The organism is Lysobacter sp. F6437 (genome assembly GCF_052547215.1).
Genome location: NZ_JBQWRB010000001.1, coordinates 386,517 through 403,633, shown reverse-complemented (window position 1 = coordinate 403,633; position 17,117 = coordinate 386,517). Strand labels below are relative to the sequence as shown.

The following is a 17,117-nucleotide window of genomic DNA, read 5'->3' as shown; positions in this document are numbered from 1 at the left end:
CGCTAGTCGAGATGCTCGTAGTCGAAGCGGTCACGCACGTGCTGGCTGAAGTACTCGCCGTGCGATTGCGCCTCCATCAGACCGGCGTGGACAGACGCCGGCACATCGAAATACCGGTACAACTCGCCACTCTGGAACTCGATTTCAAGCACTTGGCGCTTTCCGTCGTAGCCGACGCTGCGCAGGGCTTCCGACTCGACGCGCCGGCGTCGCATCGCTATTCGAAGCTGCCCACGGAATCGTGCGACAGGTTGTCAAACCGGGTGTACTCGCCGAAGAACTTCAGCTTCACCGAGCCGGTCGGCCCATTACGCTGCTTGCCGATGATGATCTCGGCCAGGCCCTTGTCGGGTGAATTTTCCTTGTTGTAGTAGTCGTCGCGGTAGATGAAGACGATGACGTCGGCATCCTGCTCGATCGCGCCGGATTCGCGCAGGTCGGCCATCACCGGACGCTTGTCGGCGCGGGTTTCCAGCGAGCGGTTGAGCTGCGACAGCGCGATCACCGGGACGTTGAGCTCCTTGGCCAGGTGCTTGAGCGAGCGCGAGATCTCGGAGATCTCGGTGGCGCGGTTTTCCTGGTTGCCCGGGACCGCCATCAACTGCAGGTAGTCGACCACGATCAGGCCCAGGTCGTGCTCGCGCTTGAGCCGACGCGCCTTGGCACGCAAGGCGTCCGGCGACAGGCCCGGGGTGTCGTCGATGAAGATCTTGGCTTCCTTGAGCATCCGGATCGCACTGGTCACGCGGCTCCAGTCCTCGTCCTCCAGCTGGCCGCTGCGCAGGCGCTGGGCGTTGACCCGGCCGTTGGACGAGATCAGGCGCAGGGCGAGCTGGCTGGCCGACATTTCCATCGAGAACACCGCCACCGCCTTCTTGCTCTTGATCGCGGCGTACTCGGCCATGTTGAGCGCCAGCGTGGTCTTGCCCATCGCCGGACGCGCGGCAAGGATCAGCAGGTCGGTCGGCTGCAGGCCGGCGGTCATCTCGTCGAAGTCGGTGTAGCCGGTCGGCAGGCCGGTGATGCTGCCGCCGGCGGCGTAGCGCGTCTGCAACACGTCGAACGCTTCCGACAGCGCGGTGTTGATCGCGGTGAAGTCGGTACGGCCCTTGGCGCCGGCCTCGGCGATCGCGAACACCTGCTGCTCGGCGGTCGACAGGATCTCGCTGCTGTCGCGGCCGTCGGGCTGGAAGCCGTCGTTGACGATGTTGGTGCCCACCTCGATCAGCTGCCGCAGCACCGCCTTGTCGCGCACGATCTCGGCGTAGGCCTTGATGTTGGCCGCCGACGGCGTGGTGCTGGCCAGCTCGATCAGGTAGGCGCCGCCGGCGACCTGTTCGGCCTGGCCCATCGACTCGAACCATTCGCCGAGGGTGACCGCGTCGAACGGCTTGTTCTTCTCGGCCAGCTCGCGGATCGCGCGGAAGATCAGCTGGTGGTCGCGACGGTAGAAGTCGCGCTCGGTGAGGCTGTCGGCAACGGTGTCGTAGGCGTCGGGCGCCAGCATGAGGCCACCGAGCACGGCCTGCTCGGCCTCGACCGATTGCGGCGGGACGCGCAGCTGGTCGATGCGCTGGTCGGCGCGGGTCTCGAAGCGTGAATCGCGGTGCTCGCCACGGAAGCCGGGTCGTGCGCTCATCAAAATTTCCCTGGAAGGGCCGCCGCGACGAAGCGCACGTGGGCCGAGCAACCATCCTAGGGCCAGACGCGCGGGATCGTTGCAGATAAGTCTGTGGATATCGGGTGGATAGCCTGAGGACCTATGCGTTGTCGCACGATGCGGTCGCATCCACTGCGACGGTACATTTCCTTTCGTAGGAGCGGCTTCCGCCGCGACCTGCAATCGTTTGCCCGCGCCGACTCCCGATCGCGGCTGAAGCCGCTCCTACAAGAGCCGCACCTGCAGAAACACGAAAGGCGCCTTTCGGCGCCCTTCGCGTGGTCCAGCGGTCGCTGGAACTCAGACCACTTCGCCCTCGACGATCACCTTGACGGTGCTCTCGATGTCGGCGTGCAGGTGGACGACGACGTCGTACTCGCCGGTGCGGCGGATCGCGCCCTCGCCCATGATCACCTCGGACTTTTCGACCGGGTAACCGGCCTTGGTCAGCTCCTCGGCGATGTCACGGGTGGTGATCGAGCCGTACAGCTTGCCTTCGGTGGCGGCATTGGCGCGGATCGTAATCGACACGTCGGCCAGCTTGGCCTGGCGGGCTTCGGCTTCGTCCAGGGTGGCCTTGGCCTTGGCTTCGTACTCGGCGCGGCGCGCCTCGAACTCGGCCAGGTTGGCGGCGGTCGCCGGCGTGGCCTTGCCCTGCGGGACCAGGAAGTTGCGGCCGTAGCCCGGCTTGACGTCGACCTTGTCGCCGAGCTTGCCGAGGTTCTGCACGTTCTGCAGGAGGATCAGTTGCATGGTGTTGCTCCGTATTCGTTAGCGGGGCCAGGCCCCGCAACAATGGCTGTCCGAATGACCGGGAGGTCGATCAGGCGTTGTGGTTGTCGGTGTACGGGATCAGCGCGAGGAAACGCGCACGCTTGACCGCGGTCGCCAGCTGGCGTTGGTACTTGGCCTTGGTCCCGGTCACGCGGCTCGGTACGATCTTGCCGGTCTCGGTGAGGTTCTGGCGCAGGGTGTTGAGATCCTTGTAATCGATCTCCTTGACGCCCTCGGCGGTGAACTTGCAGAACTTGCGGCGGCGAAAGAACTTGGACATGGGTGTGCTCCTGGAATGCGCGGTCAGGCGGCTTCGGTGTCGTCGGCGGCGGGCTTGGCGTCGGCGTCATCGGCCTTGGCTTCGCTGCGGTCGTCGTCGCGACGCGGACGGTCGCCGCGATCACCACGGTCGCCACGATCGGGCTTGTCGCCCTTCTCGTCCTTGAACTTCATGATCAGCGACTGCTCGGTGTCGGCCTCGTCGCGGCGCATGACCAGGTGGCGCAGCACGGCGTCGTTGAAGCGGAAACCGTCGACCAGCTCGTTGAGCACGGCCTGGCTGCACTCGATGTTGAGCAGCACGTAATGGGCCTTGACCAGGTTCTCGATCGGGTACGCCAGCTGGCGGCGGCCCCAGTCCTCGAGGCGGTGGATCTTGCCCTCGCCCGCCTCGATCGAGCCCTTGTAGCGCTCGATCATGGCCGGGACCTGCTCGCTCTGGTCCGGGTGGACCAGGAACACGACTTCGTAATGACGCATGGTGTTGTCCTTGTGGATATCGGCCTGGCGGCCGGGTCAGCCCCCCGTCCACCCGGATGGGTGCGGTGGGGCAAGGTTCCTTCGGTCGAGCCGGAGGAAGCCGGCGATTATCGCAGGTTCGGGGGCGTCGAGGCAATGGACCTGTAGGAGCGGCTTCAGCCGCGATCGGATGCCGGGTCGCTCGCGCCGACTCCAGATCGCGGCTGAAGCCGCTCCTACAGTCGAACCGGTGATCCGGGTGCGGCTTACGCCAGGTCGGCGTCGGTGGTGAAGCTTTCGCCGCAGCCGCATTCGGCGTTGGCGTTCGGGTTACGGAACAGGAACTGCTCGCCCAGGCGTTGTTTGACCAGGTCGATCTGGGTGCCGTCGACCTGCGGCAGGCTCAGCATGTCGACGTAGATGCGCACGCCGTCCTGCTCGAACACGGTGTCGCCGGCGCGTTCTTCGGTGGTCAGGTCGGCCACGTGTTGCCAGCCGGAGCAACCGGTCTTCGTCACGCCGAAACGCAGCCCGATCGCGTCGGGACTCTCGGCGAGGAAGCGCTGCACGCGGGCGAGCGCGGCGGGGGTCAGGCTGATGCTCATGAAAACTCCATCGAAGCTGCCATTATAGGTGTTTCCAGCGGCACGCCCGGTGCGATTGCGATCGCGCGGAACGGGCCGCCCCGGTAAACTCCGGCCCTCCCCATATCGGCCCGAACAGGCAAGGATTCAAGGCATGACGGTGGTCAGCGTCGAACATGCGCTCGCAGGCAAGTTACCCGCCGGTGGCGAAGTCACGGTCCGCGGCTGGGTGCGCACCCGGCGCGACTCCAAGGCCGGGCTGAGCTTCGTCAATGTCAGTGATGGTTCCTGCTTCGCGCCGATCCAGGTGGTCGCACCCAATACCCTGCCCAACTACGAGGACGAGATCCGTCGCCTGACCGCGGGCTGCTCGGTGATCGCCACCGGCGAGCTGGTCGCCTCGCAGGGCCAGGGCCAGGGCTTCGAAATCCAGGCCAGCAGGATCGAGGTCGTCGGCTGGGTCGATGACCCGGAGACCTACCCGATCCAGCCCAAGGCGCATTCGCTGGAGTTCCTGCGCGAGGTCGCGCACCTGCGCCCGCGCACCAACCTGTTCGGCGCCGTCACGCGGATCCGCCACTGCCTGTCGCAGGCGGTGCACCGGTTCTTCCACGAACAGGGCTACTACTGGATCAGCACCCCGATCGTCACCACCAGCGATGCCGAGGGTGCCGGCCAGATGTTCCGGGTCTCGACCCTGGACCTCGCCAACCTGCCGCGCGGCAAGGACGGTGCGGTCGACTTCAGCCGCGACTTCTTCGGCAAGGAAACCTTCCTGACCGTGTCCGGCCAGCTCAACGTCGAGGCTTATTGCCTGGCGCTCAGCAAGGTCTATACCTTCGGCCCGACCTTCCGCGCCGAGAACTCCAACACCACCCGCCACCTCGCCGAGTTCTGGATGGTCGAGCCGGAGATCGCGTTCGCCGACCTGCTGGAGACCGCGAGCGTCGCCGAGGATTTCCTCAAGTACCTGTTCCGCGCGGTGCTCGACGAACGCGCCGACGACATGGCGTTCATCGACGAGCGCGTGCAGAAGGGTGCGACGGCGCGGCTGGAGGCGTTCATCAACGCACCGTTCGAACGGATCGACTACACCGACGCCATCGGCCTGCTGCAGAAGTCTGGGCACAAGTTCGACTTCCCGGTCGAATGGGGCCTGGACCTGCAGACCGAGCACGAGCGCTGGTTGACCGAGCAGCACGTCGGCCGCCCGGTGGTGGTCACCAACTATCCCGAGCACATCAAGGCGTTCTACATGCGCCTCAACGACGACGGCAAGACGGTCGCGGCGATGGACGTGCTGGCGCCGGGCATCGGCGAGATCATCGGCGGTGCGCAGCGCGAGGAGCGCCTCGACGTGCTCGACGCACGCATGGCGCAGTTCGGCCTCGATCCCGAACACTACAGCTGGTACCGCGATTTCCGTCGTTACGGCACCGTGCCGCATTCCGGCTTCGGGCTCGGCTTCGAGCGGTTGGTGGTCTACGTCTGCGGCCTGAGCAACATCCGCGACGCGATCCCCTACCCGCGCGCGCCCGGCAACGCGGAATTCTGAAGCCGTGATCCTGTTCCTCGCCCTGCTGTTCCTCGCGCTCGCCATCGCCGGCGCGACCGCCTTCGTGATCTTCTGGCCGCTGATGCTGGTCCACGTGCGCGACCGCCACCCGGACCTGCAGTCGGATCTCGGTTCCAATGCGTTCGCCCGACCGTCGGCCTGGTACTGGCTCCTGCGTGGCGGCTACCGGGCGATGGGTGATCGCAACCTCGATGGCCTGGCCACGCCTGCACGGATATCGCTGTGGGTGATCATCAGTGGCCTGGTTGGCGCCGGGCTGCTCTACCTCCTGTCACTGGTGACCTGATGGATACGAACGACAACACCCAGTGGTGGCTCGCCACCCTCGGCCGAACCGTCATCTGGGCGCGTTTGCGGGTCCTCGACGCCGGTACCGCCGAAGTGTTCGACAGCGATGGCAACACCCTGCCCTACGACAGCGAGGACAGCGCCCGCGCCGCGCTGATGGATGCCGAGTTCACCGCCATCGACGGCATGGACGAGGACGACGCCGACGCACGCGGCTTCACGCTGCAGGAACTGACGCCACCCCAGGCCGACGATGACGCGAAGTTGCGCGCACTGATGGTGCAGAAACTCCCGACCCGGCACTGACCGCCTCCCCCGTCCGCAGGAGACCGACATGGACCTCAACCTCACCGGCCGCCATGCACTGGTCTGCGGCGCCTCCGAAGGCATCGGCCGCGCCACCGCGCACGAACTTGCCCTGCTGGGCGCCGACGTGACCGTGCTGGCACGCCGCGAAGCGGTGTTGCGTACGGTCTCCGATGAGCTGCCCTGCAACGACGGCCAGCGCCACGGCTGGATTGCCGCCGACGTCGCCGATACCGATGGATTGCGCGCGAAGGTCGAATCGCTCGCCTCCACGCGGCCCGTGCATATCCTGGTCAACAACACCGGCGGCCCGCCCGGCGGCCCCGCACATGGCGCAGACATCGCCGCGTTCCTGGACGCCTTCAACAAGCACCTGGTCGCCAACCACGTCCTGCTGCAGGCGGTCCTGCCGGGCATGCAGACCGACCACTGGGGGCGCGTGGTGAACGTGGTCTCGACCTCGGTGCGCGAGCCGATCGCCAACCTCGGCGTGTCCAATACCACCCGTGGTGCGGTTGCCAGCTGGGCCAAGACACTGTCACGCGAACTGGCCGTCGACGGGATCACCGTCAATAACGTGTTGCCGGGTTTCACCGAGACCGGGCGCATCGAGCAGATCCTGCGTGACCGTTCGAAGGCCACCGGCCAGACCGAGCAACAGGTCGCCGACGGCATGCGCAAGACCGTGCCGGCCGGCCGTTTCGCCAGGCCCGATGAAGTCGCCGCCGCCATCGCGTTCCTGTGCTCGCCGGCCGCGGCCTACATCAACGGCGTGAGCCTCGCGGTCGACGGCGGTCGGATGCAGTCGATCTGATCGACCGCCAGCACACTTGCAGGAGCGGCTTCAGCCGCGATCTGGAGTCGGCGCGGGCGAACGGTTCCAGATCGCGGCTGAAGCCGCTCTTACAGCCCAAGGAAGTCCAGTCGGACAAAATGCGTTGCGCTAAGCTTGCCGGATGCGCCTGACCCACTGGATCAATGGCAAGCCCCACGAAGCGCCCGCGGGCCGCTGGCTCGACGTCTTCGACCCCGCCACCGGTCGCGCGTTTGCCGAAGTGGCCGACGGCAACGCCACCGATGCGGAAGACGCGGTCACGGCCGCGCAGGCTGCATTCCCCGGCTGGTCCGCACTCCGCAACAGCGAGCGCGCCCGCTGGCTGGAAAAACTCGCCGACGCCCTCGAAGCACGGCTCGACGACTTCGCCCACGCCGAGTCACGCGATGGCGGCAAACCCATCAAACTCGCCCGCGAAGTCGAGATCCCGCGCGCCATCAGCAACCTGCGCTTCTTCGCCCACGCCGCGACCCAGTTCGCCAGCGAATCCCACCACGGCGAAGCCGGCCTCAACTACACCCTGCGCCAGCCGCTCGGCGTGGTCGCCACGATCTCGCCGTGGAACCTGCCGCTGTACCTGCTGACCTGGAAGATCGCCCCCGCGCTGGCTGCCGGCAACACCGTGGTCGCCAAGCCGTCGGAGGTCACCCCGGTCACCGCGACGATGCTGGCCGAGCTGGCGGCGGAGATTGGTTTTCCGGCCGGCGTCCTCAATCTCGTCCACGGCCGCGGCCCCGAGGTCGGCGAACCGTTGGTGGCCCATCCGCAGGTCAAGGCGGTTTCATTTACCGGGAGCACCGCGGTCGGCCGCCGGATCGCCGGGCTGACCGCGCCGCTGCTGAAAAAGCTTTCGCTGGAACTCGGCGGCAAGAACCCGACGTTGGTGTTCGCCGACAGCGACTGGCGCGACCACCTCGACACCCTCGCCCGCTCGGCGTTCCAGAACTCCGGCCAGATCTGCCTGTGCGGCTCGCGCATGCTGGTCGAGCGCAGCATCTACAGCGAGCTCCGCGATGCCCTCGTCGAACGGGCGCTGGCGTTGCGCGTCGGCGACCCGATCGACGAGGACAACCAGCTCGGCCCGTTGGTGTCGAAGGCGCATTTCGACAAGGTCGTGGCAGCGCTGCAGCGCGCCCGGGATGAAGGCGGCCACGTGCTGTGCGGTGGCAACGTGCTGGAGCGCCCGGGCTGGTTCATCGCCCCGACCGTCATCGAAAACCTCGGCCCCGACTGCGCGAGCAACCGCGAAGAAATATTCGGCCCGGTCGTCACCCTGCAACCGTTCGACAACGACGGCCACGCCCTCGCCCTCGCCAATGCCGGCGACTACGGCCTCGCCGCGTCGGTCTGGACCCGCGACCTCAACCGCGCCCACCGCATGGCCGCCGAACTACGCGCCGGCATGGTCTGGATAAACACCTGGCTGCAACGCGACCTGCGCACGCCGTTCGGCGGCGCGGGCAACTCCGGCCTCGGTCGCGAAGGCGGCGTTGAAGCGATGCGATTCTTCACCGACGCCAAGAACGTCGGCCTCCACCTTGGATAAACCTGCATGAATTCACTGAAAGAACTGCTGCACAAGAACCGCGAATGGGCCGACCGCGTCAGCGCCGAGGATCCCGGTTTCTTCGAGCGCCTGTCGCGCCAGCAGGCGCCGGAATTCCTCTGGATCGGCTGCTCCGACTCGCGGGTGCCGGCCAACCAGATCATCGACGTCTCGCCGGGCGAGGTGTTCGTCCACCGCAACATCGCCAACGTCGTCGTCACCACCGACCTCAACTGCCTGTCGGTGATCCAGTTCGCGGTCGATGTACTCAAGGTCAAGCACATCCTGGTGGTCGGTCATTACGGCTGCGGTGGCGTGCACGCGGCGCTGCACGACAAGCGCCTTGGCCTGTCGGACAACTGGGTGCGCCACGTCGCCGATGTCGCCGAGAAGCACGCCGACAGCCTCCGCAAGTTCGACGACGACGAACTGAAGCACGACCGACTGTGCGAGTTGAACGTGCTCGAACAGGTGGTCAACGTCTGCCACACCACCATCGTCCGAGACGCTTGGAGCCGTGGCCAGTCGCTGGCGGTGCATGGCTGGGTCTACACCCTGCGCGATGGCCGCGTACACGACCTGCGGGTCGACGTGACCGAGGCCGAGCGCCTGCCGTCCGTATACGCCGACGCACTCGCACGTATCCAGGTCGACCGCGAGGACCGCTGACATGACCGACGCGATCCGCGCCTCCACCGCCCCCCGGCCCGTTGGCCAGTACCCGCACGCGCGCCGCATCGGCAACCAGTTGTTCCTGTCCGGCATCGGCCCGCGCGACCCGGCCACCAACGCGATCGTCGGTAACGTCCAGGACGCCGACGATCGCCTGATCGGCTACGACATCGAGGCCCAGACCCGCGTCGTGTTCGCCAACGTGCGATCGGTGCTGGAAGCCAGCGGCGCACGCTGGGAGGACCTGGTCGACGTGACCGTCTACCTGACCGACATGGCCGCCGACTTCGCCCGCTACAACGCGGTGTGGGCCGAGTATTTCCCCGACATCGATACCGCGCCGTGCCGCACCACCGTCGGCATCAGCGCCCTGCCGACGCCGATCGCGATCGAACTCAAGTGCGTTGCCGTTGTGAAGGAGTGACCGATGCTGCCCAATCCACTCAACCTGCAGGCCTGGATCGAGGAACACCGGCACCTGCTGAAGCCGCCGGTCGGCAACAAGGTCGTCTACGACGGCGACTTCATCGTGATGGTGGTCGGCGGCCCCAACGTGCGTACCGATTACCACTGGGATGAAGGCCCCGAATGGTTCTACCAGGTCGAGGGCGAGATGGTCCTGCGCATCCAGGAGGACGGTGCGGTCCGCGACATCCCGATCCGCGCCGGCGAGATCTTCCTGCTGCCACCGCGCGTGCCGCACTCGCCGCAGCGCATGCCCGGCTCGATCGGGCTGGTGATCGAGCGCAAGCGCCTGCCGCACGAGGACGACGGCCTGATGTGGTTCTGCGAGCGCTGCAACCACAAGCTGTATGAGGAGTATTTCCACCTGCAGGACATCGAGCAGGACTTCCCACCGGTGTTCGACCGCTTCTACGCCTCGCGCGACCACCGCAGCTGCAAGTCATGCGGCCACCTCAACCCGGCGCCCGACAAATACGTCATGCCCGACACCTGACGCCTGCGGATAGACTGGCCCGATGCTCAAGATCGACACCCACGCCCACTACCTGCCGCGCGACTGGCCCGACCTGGCGCGCAAGTACGGTGAACTGCGCTTCCCGGTGATCCACCACACCGAGGACGGCCGCCACCGCATCTACAAGGACGGCAAGTTCTTCCGCGAGATCTGGTCCAAGACCTGGGATCCGCAGGAGCGCATCGACGACTACGCCAAGTTCGGGGTGCAGGTGCAGGTGTTGAGCACGGTGCCGGTGATGTTCTGCTACTGGGCGCGGCCGCACCACGCGCTGGAGCTGCACCAGGCACTCAACGACCACATGGCGCAGACCTGCCGCGACTACCCGCGCCACTACGCCGGCATCGGCACGGTGCCGCTGCAGTCGCCGCGGCTGGCGACGCAGGAGCTGGAGCGCTGCATGGACCAGCTCGGCCTGCAGGGCGTGCAGATCGGCAGCCACGTCGGCCTGCCGTCGGGGGAGAACTGGAACCTCGACGCGCCCGAACTGTTCGAGTTCTTCCAGGCCGCCAGCGAGCTGGGTGCGGCGATCCTGGTGCATCCGTGGGACATGATGGGCACCGACACCATGCCCAAGTACTGGCTGCCGTGGCTGGTCGGCATGCCGGCCGAGCAATCGCGCGCGGCCTGCAGCCTGGTGTTTGGCGGCGTGCTGGAGCGGCTGCCGAAACTGAAAATCTGCCTCGCCCACGGCGGCGGCAGCTTCCCGTACACCATCGGTCGCATCGAGCACGGCTTCAACATGCGTCCGGACCTGGTCGCCACCGACAACCCGCGCAACCCGCGCGAGTACCTGGACCGCCTGTATTTCGACTCCTGGGTCGCCGACGATGCCGCGTTGCGCTACCTGCTCGACACCTGCGGCGTCGACCGGGTGATGCTCGGCACCGACTACCCGTTCCCGCTCGGTGAGCAGGAGCCCGGCGCCGGCATCGCTTCGCTGCAGGTCGATGAAGCCGCGAAGGCACGGCTCTACCACGGCACCGCGCTGGAATGGCTCGGGCTGCCAAAGACGCGCTTCGCGTGAACTGCACCGCGTCATCAACGACGACAGAGAATCCATGACCGATCCGTATTCGCTCGACCTCGACCTCGCCCGTTCGCGTGACGCCGCTGATCCGCTGCCGACCCTGCGCGCCGAGTTCCACGTGCCGCGACATGGCGATGGCGAGCAGGCCTACTTCGTCGGCAACTCGCTGGGCCTGCAGCCGCGCGGTGCCCGCGCCCAGGTCGAGGACGTGCTCGACAAGTGGTCGATGGAAGCGGTCGAAGGCCATTTCCGCGGCAACTCGCAATGGATGAGCTACCACCACCTGATGAGCGAGTCGCTGGCCCGGCTGGTCGGTGCGCAACCGCAGGAGGTGGTGGCGATGAATTCGCTGACGGCCAACCTGCACCTGATGATGGTCAGCTTCTACAGGCCGACCGCGCAGCGCCCGGCAATCCTGATTGAGGCCGGCTCGTTCCCGTCGGACCGGTACGCGATGACGTCGCAGATCGCCTTCCACGGCTTCGACCCGGCCACCGACCTGATCGAGCTCGCACCCGACCTCCCGGGCGGCCTGTTTTCGATGGAGTCGATCGAACGCGCGATCGCGGAGCACGGCCCGCGCCTGGCGCTGGTGTTGTGGCCCGGCGTGCAATACCGCACCGGCCAGGCCTTCGACCTCGCAGAAATCACCCGGCTGGCGCACGCCGCCGGCGCACTGTGCGGCCTCGACCTCGCCCACGCGGTCGGCAACACCGAACTGGCGCTACACGACGGCGGCGCCGACTTCGCGGTCTGGTGCCACTACAAGTACCTCAACAGCGGCCCGGGCGCGGTCGCCGGCTGCTTCGTACACGAGCGCCATGCCAACAACGGCGATCTGCCGCGCTTCGCCGGCTGGTGGGGCCACGACGCCGCCACCCGCTTCCAGATGGGCCCCGAGTTCGTCCCGACTCCCGGCGCCGAAGGCTGGCAACTCAGCAACCCGCCGATCCTCGGCTTGGCCCCGCTGCGTGCCTCACTCGACCTGTTCGACCGCGTCGGCATGCCGGCCCTGCGGGCCAAGTCGCTGCGCCTGACCGGCTATCTGGAAGCGCTGATCGATCGCCACCTGGGCGATACCCTCGAAGTGCTGACGCCGAAAACACCGGAACAGCGCGGCTGCCAGCTGTCGATCCGGGTCCGCGGCGGCCACGAGCAGGGCCGCGCCTTGTTCGGCTACCTGTCCGACAACGGCGTGCTTGGCGACTGGCGCGAGCCCGACGTCATCCGCATCTCGCCCGCGCCGCTCTACAACACCCACGAGGACGTGTGGCGATTCGCGCACGCCGTCGAGGCGTGGCAACGCAACCGAAGCTGAAGGCGACCCCGACCTTGACGCCCGATCCCCAAAAGCACCTCACCATCATCGGCGCCGGCCTCGCCGGCACCCTGCTCGCCGCCCTGCTGGCCCGGCGCGGCTGGGATGTCGACGTCTACGAGAAGCGCGGAGACCTGCGTGAAGTGGGGTTCGAACGCGGTCGCTCGATCAACCTCGCGCTGGCCGAGCGCGGCCGCCGCGCGCTCAGTGCCGCCGGCGCCGATGAAGCGGTGATGAGGCAGACGGTGATGATGCGCGGCCGCATGGTCCATTTCGTCGATGGCCACGTGGCATTGCAGCGCTATGGCCGCGATGACAGCGAGGTGATCTGGTCGGTCCATCGCGGCGAACTGAACCACGTCCTGCTTGACATCGCCGAGGCGGCAGGCGCCCGGATCCACTTCCACCACCAGCTGGACCGGGTCGATTTCGACACCCGCATCGCGCACTTCGATGGTCGCGACGGCAGTCATGCGATCCCGTTCCAGGCCTTGATCGGCGCCGACGGCGCGGGGTCGTCGCTGCGCACGGCGATGGACGAGGTAGCGGAGCTCGGCGACCGCACCGACTTCCTCGATCATTCCTACAAGGAACTGGAAATCCCGCCGGCGGCCGATGGCAGCTTCCGGATGGAGCCCAACGCACTGCACATCTGGCCGCGAGGCCGCTACATGTGCATCGCCCTGCCGAACGACGAATCGACGTTCACGGTCACGTTGTTCCTGCCAAACGCGGGTGATGACAGCCTTGGCGAGCCGAGTTTCGAAAGCATCCGCAACGGCGCGGACGCACGGGAATTCTTCGAGCGGGACTTCGACGACGCCTCCGCGTTGATCCCCGACCTCGAACGCGACTTCGACCGGAACCCGACCGGCGTGCTTGGCACCCTGTACCTCGACCAGTGGCACCTGGACGACCGCGCGGTGCTGGTTGGCGACGCCGCCCACGCGATGGTACCGTTCCACGGCCAGGGCATGAACTGCGCGTTCGAGGACTGCGTGGCGCTGGCCGAGCACCTCGACAGGACTCCTGACCGCGCCGCCGCCTTCGCCGCGTTCCAGGCCGAGCGCCTGCCCAACGCCCGCGCGATCCAGCACATGGCGCTGGAAAACTATCTGGAAATGCGCGACCGCGTCGACGACGACGATTACCTGCTGCAGCGCGAGCTGGAGCGCAAGCTCGCCGAGCGCCATCCGGACCGCTTCGTCCCGCGCTACGCCATGGTTACCTTCCGCCACCTGCCCTACGCCGTCGCCCTGCAGCGCGGCAACCTGCAGCGCGAACTGCTGGTCGAACTGACCCGCGGCCACGACAGCCTCGACACGCTGGATTGGGATGCAGTGGATGCCGCCATCACCGCACGCCTTCCGCCGCTGCCTCCCGAATCCACCACGCCCTTGTAGGAGCGGCTTCAGCCGCGATCGGAAGTCGGTGCGAACAACCATGCATCAGATCGCGGCTGAAGCCGCTCCTACAACAACCCAGGCCGCCCGAAGGATCGCCCCGTGCCCGCCAGCTTCCTGTTCTACGACCTCGAAACCTTCGGCACCGACCCGCGCAGCAGCCGCATCGCCCAGTTCGCCGCGATCCGTACCGACGCCGACCTCAACCCGGTCGACGACCCGATCAGCGTCTTCGTGCAGCCGGCCGACGACCTGCTGCCGTCCCCGGGCGCGACCCTGGTCACCGGCATCACCCCGCAGCACGCGCAGCGCGAGGGCATGACCGAGGCCGCCGCGTTCGCGCTGATCTTCGAGGAAATGTCGCGACCGGAAACCTGCAGCCTCGGCTACAACTCGCTGCGCTTCGACGACGAGTTCGTCCGCTACGGCTTCTTCCGCAACTTCTTCGACGCTTACGAGCGCGAGTGGCGCGGCGGCAACTCGCGCTGGGACCTGCTCGATGTGCTGCGCTTCGCTCACGCCCTGCGTCCGGACGGACTGGTCTGGCCGAAACGCGAGGACGGCTCGCCGTCGTTCAAGCTCGAACACCTGGCCGAAGCCAACGACGTGCGCGAAGGCGATGCCCACGAAGCGCTGTCGGACGTGCGCGCCTTGATCGGACTGGCCCGCAAGCTCAAGACCGCGCAGCCGAAGCTGTGGGATTACACCCTGCGCCTGCGCGACAAGCGCCACGCCGCCAGTTTGCTCGACACCGTGGCGATGACCCCGGTGCTGAATGTCTCGCAGCGCTTCCCGGCGAGCCGGCTGTGTGCTGCGCCGGTGATCCCGCTCGCACGACACCCGCACATCGACAACCGCGTGATCGTGTTCGACCTGACCCAGGACCCACGGGCCCTGCTCGACCTCGACGCCGAGACCATCGCCGCGCGCCTCTACGTGCGCGCCGCCGACCTCGCCGAGGGCGAGGAGCGCGTCGCGCTGAAGGAAATCCACCTCAACCGCAGTCCGGCACTGTCGGCCTGGGATCACCTGCGCCGCGAGGACTTCGAACGGCTCGGAATCGACCCGGTGCAGGCCGAAGCCAATGCCGCCCGCCTGCGCGCCGCCGGACCGGCGCTGGTCGAGAAGGTCCGCCAGGTGTTTTCCCGCGAGCGCGAACACCGCGAGGTCGACGTCGATGCCAGCCTCTACGACAGCTTCATCGGTGACGGCGACAAGCGCCTGTTCCCGAGCGTGCGCAGCACCGCGCCCGAGGCGCTGGGCGCGGCCACGTTCGGCTTCCGCGACAAGCGCCTGCCGGAACTGCTGTTCCGCTACCGCGCGCGCAACTGGCCCGGCACGTTGTCGGCCAGCGAGCGGGCGCGCTGGAACGACTACCGTCGCGAGCGGCTGCGTGGCGACGGCGGGATGGCGGAATACGGATTCGCGCGCTTCGATGCCGAGCTGGCGGAGTTGCGGGCGGCACATGCGGAGATCCCGAGCCACCTCGCACTACTGGAAGACCTGGAATCCTGGCGCCGGGACATTGAACGCACCCTGGCCTGACGAGCGGTTCTCCCACGGGCTCTTCTTGCGGTTGTAGGAGCGGCTTTAGCCGCGATCTGGAGTCGTTCGCCGCGCCGATTTCAGATCGCGGCTAAAGCCGCTCCTACAGAACGCTACCTGCGTCGGGTGGCGCTACGATAAGCGCCATGCCCACCTACTTCAGCGCCGCCAGCTTCAAGTTCCTGCGCAGCCTGGCGCGCAACAACAACCGCGACTGGTTCCACGCCCACAAGGCGGATTACGAGGCCCACGTGCGCGGCCCGTTCCAGCGGTTGCTGATCGACCTGCAACCCATCGTCGCCGAGCTCAGCCCGCATTTCCGGGCGGACCCCAAGGCCATGGGCGGTTCGCTGTTCCGTATCCACCGCGACACCCGCTTCGCCAACGACAAGTCGCCTTACAAGTCGTGGCAGGGCGCGCGCGTGTTCCATGCACGCCGTCGCGAGATCGAGGCGCCGTCATTCTACCTGCACCTGCAGGGCGGCAACTGCTTCGTCGGCGCCGGCCTGTGGCACCCGGGTCCGGACACCGTGCGGCGCGTACGGCACTTCATCCTCGACAACCCAGCCAGCTGGAAATCCGCCGCCCACGGCCAACGCCTGCGCCGCCGCTTCGATCTTGATGACAGCGAGATGCTGGTGCGGATGCCGAGCGGCTTCCCGTCGGAGTTCGAGTTCGCCGACGACCTGCGACGCAAGAATTTCGTCGCCCTTCGCCCGCTCGACGATGCCGTGGTGACCGGTCCCGGCCTGCTGAAAACGCTGCGCACCGACCTCGCCACCCTCGCCCCCTTCGTCGATTACCTCTGCGCCGCGCTCGACCTGGAGTTCTAGGCGCACCTCCACCGCATTGGCGCGGTGCGTCATGACACCGCCATACAGCGGCGTATGCTCGGTCCCCGGTACGCCTGCGCATGGATGGGCAGGCTGATCGGCGTGCAAAAGGGGCCGGGATGCCGGGGGGCTGCACGTCTGGGGTTCCAAGGAGGAGAAGACCGTGCAGAAACTCGCCTGCTGCGTGCTGCTGGCCATCGCGCCGTGCATCGCATCCGCTGAAACCACCGGGGTCGCGTTCGTCCACGGCACCGGTCACCAGACCGACGCCTACAACGATTACTGGCAACCGGCGATGGTCAATTCGGTGCGCCAGGGCCTGGCCGACCCGGCCAACTACATCGTGGTCAATTGCGACTTCACCCGCTACATGTGGGACAACGCCGCCGCCGGCTGCCTGGCCGGACAACTGAGCGGGTTCATCAATAGTCGCGGCATCGACCGGCTGATCGTACTGACCCACTCCAACGGCGGCAACGTGATGCGCTGGATCCTGTCGAACCCGACCTGGGACAGCCGCTATCCCGGCATCATCAGCAAGCTGGCGCGGGTCAATGCACTGGCGCCGTCGTCGGCCGGCACGCCGCTGGCGGATGCGGTGATGAACGGCAACGCCTTCGAGCAGTCGGTGGGCTGGTTGCTGGGCTACGAGTCCGATGCCGTGCGCCAGCAACAGTTGAGCTGGATGGCGTTCTACAACCAGAACTACCTGTATGGGACCAGCGGGCGGCCATCGTTGCCCAAGCTGTTCCGCAGCGTGGTCGGCACCGACGTCGAGTCGGCGATCTGGGACGGCGACAGCTATTGCGCCGGCTACGCCGAGAACGTCGGGCTGGAGGCGACCCAATGGTGGCTCGATTCGTGTTCCGACGGCTTCCTGGAATGTTCCAGCCAGTCGGCGGCCGGCAGCGTCTGGTTCACCGACAAGAGCCGGATGCGCGGTAGTGAACCGCTCAGCCACAACCAGAGCCGGCGCGCCTGTTTCGGGCTCGACGTCATCCTGCGCAACGACCTGAACTCATGAGGCCCG

The 17,117-nt window shown here is 67.0% G+C and carries 20 protein-coding genes; 14 read left to right on the top strand and 6 right to left on the bottom strand.

Annotation, left to right across the window (positions count from 1 at the left end; genetic code table 11):
• Positions 1-2: 2 nt before the first annotated feature.
• From ACT9F5_RS01770 to ACT9F5_RS01745, 6 genes are all read right to left on the bottom strand, one after another.
• Positions 3-215, bottom strand: coding sequence for a KTSC domain-containing protein (locus ACT9F5_RS01770; RefSeq protein ID WP_445118228.1), 213 nt, complete (start codon positions 213-215; stop codon positions 3-5).
• Positions 216-217: 2 nt separating this feature from the next.
• Entirely contained in the window at positions 218-1,639 is a 1,422-nt protein-coding gene (locus ACT9F5_RS01765; RefSeq protein WP_445118227.1) for a replicative DNA helicase, read from the bottom strand.
• Positions 1,640-1,960: 321 nt separating this feature from the next.
• Entirely contained in the window at positions 1,961-2,413 is a 453-nt protein-coding gene (gene rplI, locus ACT9F5_RS01760) for a 50S ribosomal protein L9 (protein ID WP_445118226.1), read from the bottom strand.
• A gap of 70 nt (positions 2,414-2,483) precedes the next feature.
• On the bottom strand, positions 2,484-2,714 hold the full coding sequence (gene rpsR / locus ACT9F5_RS01755; protein ID WP_332617551.1) for a 30S ribosomal protein S18: 231 nt from the start codon (positions 2,712-2,714) through the stop codon (positions 2,484-2,486).
• A gap of 23 nt (positions 2,715-2,737) precedes the next feature.
• The gene (gene rpsF / locus ACT9F5_RS01750; RefSeq protein WP_445118225.1) at positions 2,738-3,193 is read right to left on the bottom strand and encodes a 30S ribosomal protein S6; all 456 of its coding nucleotides are present in this window, start codon (positions 3,191-3,193) and stop codon (positions 2,738-2,740) included.
• Positions 3,194-3,438: 245 nt separating this feature from the next.
• On the bottom strand, positions 3,439-3,777 hold the full coding sequence (locus ACT9F5_RS01745; protein WP_445118224.1) for an iron-sulfur cluster assembly accessory protein: 339 nt from the start codon (positions 3,775-3,777) through the stop codon (positions 3,439-3,441).
• 133 nt (positions 3,778-3,910) lie between these two features.
• Between ACT9F5_RS01745 and asnS the strand changes: the two genes are divergently transcribed.
• The 14 genes from asnS to ACT9F5_RS01675 all read left to right on the top strand — a co-directional run bounded on the left by asnS (position 3,911) and on the right by ACT9F5_RS01675 (position 17,111).
• Positions 3,911-5,311: an asparagine--tRNA ligase gene (gene asnS, locus ACT9F5_RS01740; protein WP_445118223.1), complete on the top strand. Its 1,401-nt coding sequence runs from the start codon at positions 3,911-3,913 to the stop codon at positions 5,309-5,311.
• A 4-nt stretch (positions 5,312-5,315) separates the two neighbouring features.
• Entirely contained in the window at positions 5,316-5,618 is a 303-nt protein-coding gene (locus ACT9F5_RS01735; RefSeq protein WP_445118222.1) for a hypothetical protein, read from the top strand.
• Entirely contained in the window at positions 5,618-5,926 is a 309-nt protein-coding gene (locus ACT9F5_RS01730) for a hypothetical protein (protein WP_445118221.1), read from the top strand. Before ACT9F5_RS01735 ends, ACT9F5_RS01730 begins: the two co-directional genes overlap by 1 nt.
• A 28-nt stretch (positions 5,927-5,954) precedes the next feature.
• Positions 5,955-6,740: an SDR family oxidoreductase gene (locus ACT9F5_RS01725; RefSeq protein ID WP_445118220.1), complete on the top strand. Its 786-nt coding sequence runs from the start codon at positions 5,955-5,957 to the stop codon at positions 6,738-6,740.
• 142 nt (positions 6,741-6,882) lie between these two features.
• Positions 6,883-8,307 carry an aldehyde dehydrogenase family protein gene (locus ACT9F5_RS01720; protein ID WP_445118219.1) on the top strand — a complete coding sequence of 475 codons (1,425 nt, stop codon included), beginning with the start codon at positions 6,883-6,885 and terminating at the stop codon, positions 8,305-8,307.
• Between the two features lie 6 nt (positions 8,308-8,313).
• On the top strand, positions 8,314-8,976 hold the full coding sequence (gene can / locus ACT9F5_RS01715) for a carbonate dehydratase (RefSeq protein ID WP_445118218.1): 663 nt from the start codon (positions 8,314-8,316) through the stop codon (positions 8,974-8,976).
• A 1-nt stretch (position 8,977) separates the two neighbouring features.
• The gene (locus ACT9F5_RS01710; protein WP_445118217.1) at positions 8,978-9,403 is read left to right on the top strand and encodes a Rid family hydrolase; all 426 of its coding nucleotides are present in this window, start codon (positions 8,978-8,980) and stop codon (positions 9,401-9,403) included.
• Between the two features lie 3 nt (positions 9,404-9,406).
• Positions 9,407-9,937 (top strand): 3-hydroxyanthranilate 3,4-dioxygenase, encoded by a 531-nt coding sequence (locus tag ACT9F5_RS01705; protein WP_445118216.1) that lies wholly within the window; start codon positions 9,407-9,409, stop codon positions 9,935-9,937.
• 22 nt (positions 9,938-9,959) lie between these two features.
• Entirely contained in the window at positions 9,960-10,985 is a 1,026-nt protein-coding gene (locus ACT9F5_RS01700) for an amidohydrolase family protein (protein WP_445118215.1), read from the top strand.
• Between the two features lie 34 nt (positions 10,986-11,019).
• Positions 11,020-12,306 carry a kynureninase gene (gene kynU / locus ACT9F5_RS01695; RefSeq protein WP_445118214.1) on the top strand — a complete coding sequence of 429 codons (1,287 nt, stop codon included), beginning with the start codon at positions 11,020-11,022 and terminating at the stop codon, positions 12,304-12,306.
• A gap of 14 nt (positions 12,307-12,320) precedes the next feature.
• Entirely contained in the window at positions 12,321-13,709 is a 1,389-nt protein-coding gene (locus ACT9F5_RS01690; protein WP_445119468.1) for an FAD-dependent monooxygenase, read from the top strand.
• Positions 13,710-13,811: 102 nt separating this feature from the next.
• Positions 13,812-15,254, top strand: coding sequence for an exodeoxyribonuclease I (gene sbcB, locus ACT9F5_RS01685; RefSeq protein WP_445118213.1), 1,443 nt, complete (start codon positions 13,812-13,814; stop codon positions 15,252-15,254).
• 146 nt (positions 15,255-15,400) lie between these two features.
• Positions 15,401-16,087 (top strand): TIGR02453 family protein, encoded by a 687-nt coding sequence (locus ACT9F5_RS01680; protein ID WP_445118212.1) that lies wholly within the window; start codon positions 15,401-15,403, stop codon positions 16,085-16,087.
• A gap of 163 nt (positions 16,088-16,250) precedes the next feature.
• Complete coding sequence (locus tag ACT9F5_RS01675) at positions 16,251-17,111, top strand: hypothetical protein (protein ID WP_445118211.1); 861 nt, start codon at positions 16,251-16,253, stop codon at positions 17,109-17,111.
• Positions 17,112-17,117: the final 6 nt, after the last annotated feature.

Coding starts and splice junctions, on each gene's coding strand:
- ACT9F5_RS01770 (WP_445118228.1), bottom strand. CDS start 215: ATGCGACGCCGGCGCGTCGAGTCGGAAGCCCTGCGCAGCGTCGGCTAC.
- ACT9F5_RS01765 (WP_445118227.1), bottom strand. CDS start 1,639: ATGAGCGCACGACCCGGCTTCCGTGGCGAGCACCGCGATTCACGCTTC.
- rplI (WP_445118226.1), bottom strand. CDS start 2,413: ATGCAACTGATCCTCCTGCAGAACGTGCAGAACCTCGGCAAGCTCGGC.
- rpsR (WP_332617551.1), bottom strand. CDS start 2,714: ATGTCCAAGTTCTTTCGCCGCCGCAAGTTCTGCAAGTTCACCGCCGAG.
- rpsF (WP_445118225.1), bottom strand. CDS start 3,193: ATGCGTCATTACGAAGTCGTGTTCCTGGTCCACCCGGACCAGAGCGAG.
- ACT9F5_RS01745 (WP_445118224.1), bottom strand. CDS start 3,777: ATGAGCATCAGCCTGACCCCCGCCGCGCTCGCCCGCGTGCAGCGCTTC.
- asnS (WP_445118223.1), top strand. CDS start 3,911: ATGACGGTGGTCAGCGTCGAACATGCGCTCGCAGGCAAGTTACCCGCC.
- ACT9F5_RS01730 (WP_445118221.1), top strand. CDS start 5,618: ATGGATACGAACGACAACACCCAGTGGTGGCTCGCCACCCTCGGCCGA.
- ACT9F5_RS01725 (WP_445118220.1), top strand. CDS start 5,955: ATGGACCTCAACCTCACCGGCCGCCATGCACTGGTCTGCGGCGCCTCC.
- ACT9F5_RS01720 (WP_445118219.1), top strand. CDS start 6,883: ATGCGCCTGACCCACTGGATCAATGGCAAGCCCCACGAAGCGCCCGCG.
- can (WP_445118218.1), top strand. CDS start 8,314: ATGAATTCACTGAAAGAACTGCTGCACAAGAACCGCGAATGGGCCGAC.
- ACT9F5_RS01710 (WP_445118217.1), top strand. CDS start 8,978: ATGACCGACGCGATCCGCGCCTCCACCGCCCCCCGGCCCGTTGGCCAG.
- ACT9F5_RS01705 (WP_445118216.1), top strand. CDS start 9,407: ATGCTGCCCAATCCACTCAACCTGCAGGCCTGGATCGAGGAACACCGG.
- ACT9F5_RS01700 (WP_445118215.1), top strand. CDS start 9,960: ATGCTCAAGATCGACACCCACGCCCACTACCTGCCGCGCGACTGGCCC.
- kynU (WP_445118214.1), top strand. CDS start 11,020: ATGACCGATCCGTATTCGCTCGACCTCGACCTCGCCCGTTCGCGTGAC.
- ACT9F5_RS01680 (WP_445118212.1), top strand. CDS start 15,401: ATGCCCACCTACTTCAGCGCCGCCAGCTTCAAGTTCCTGCGCAGCCTG.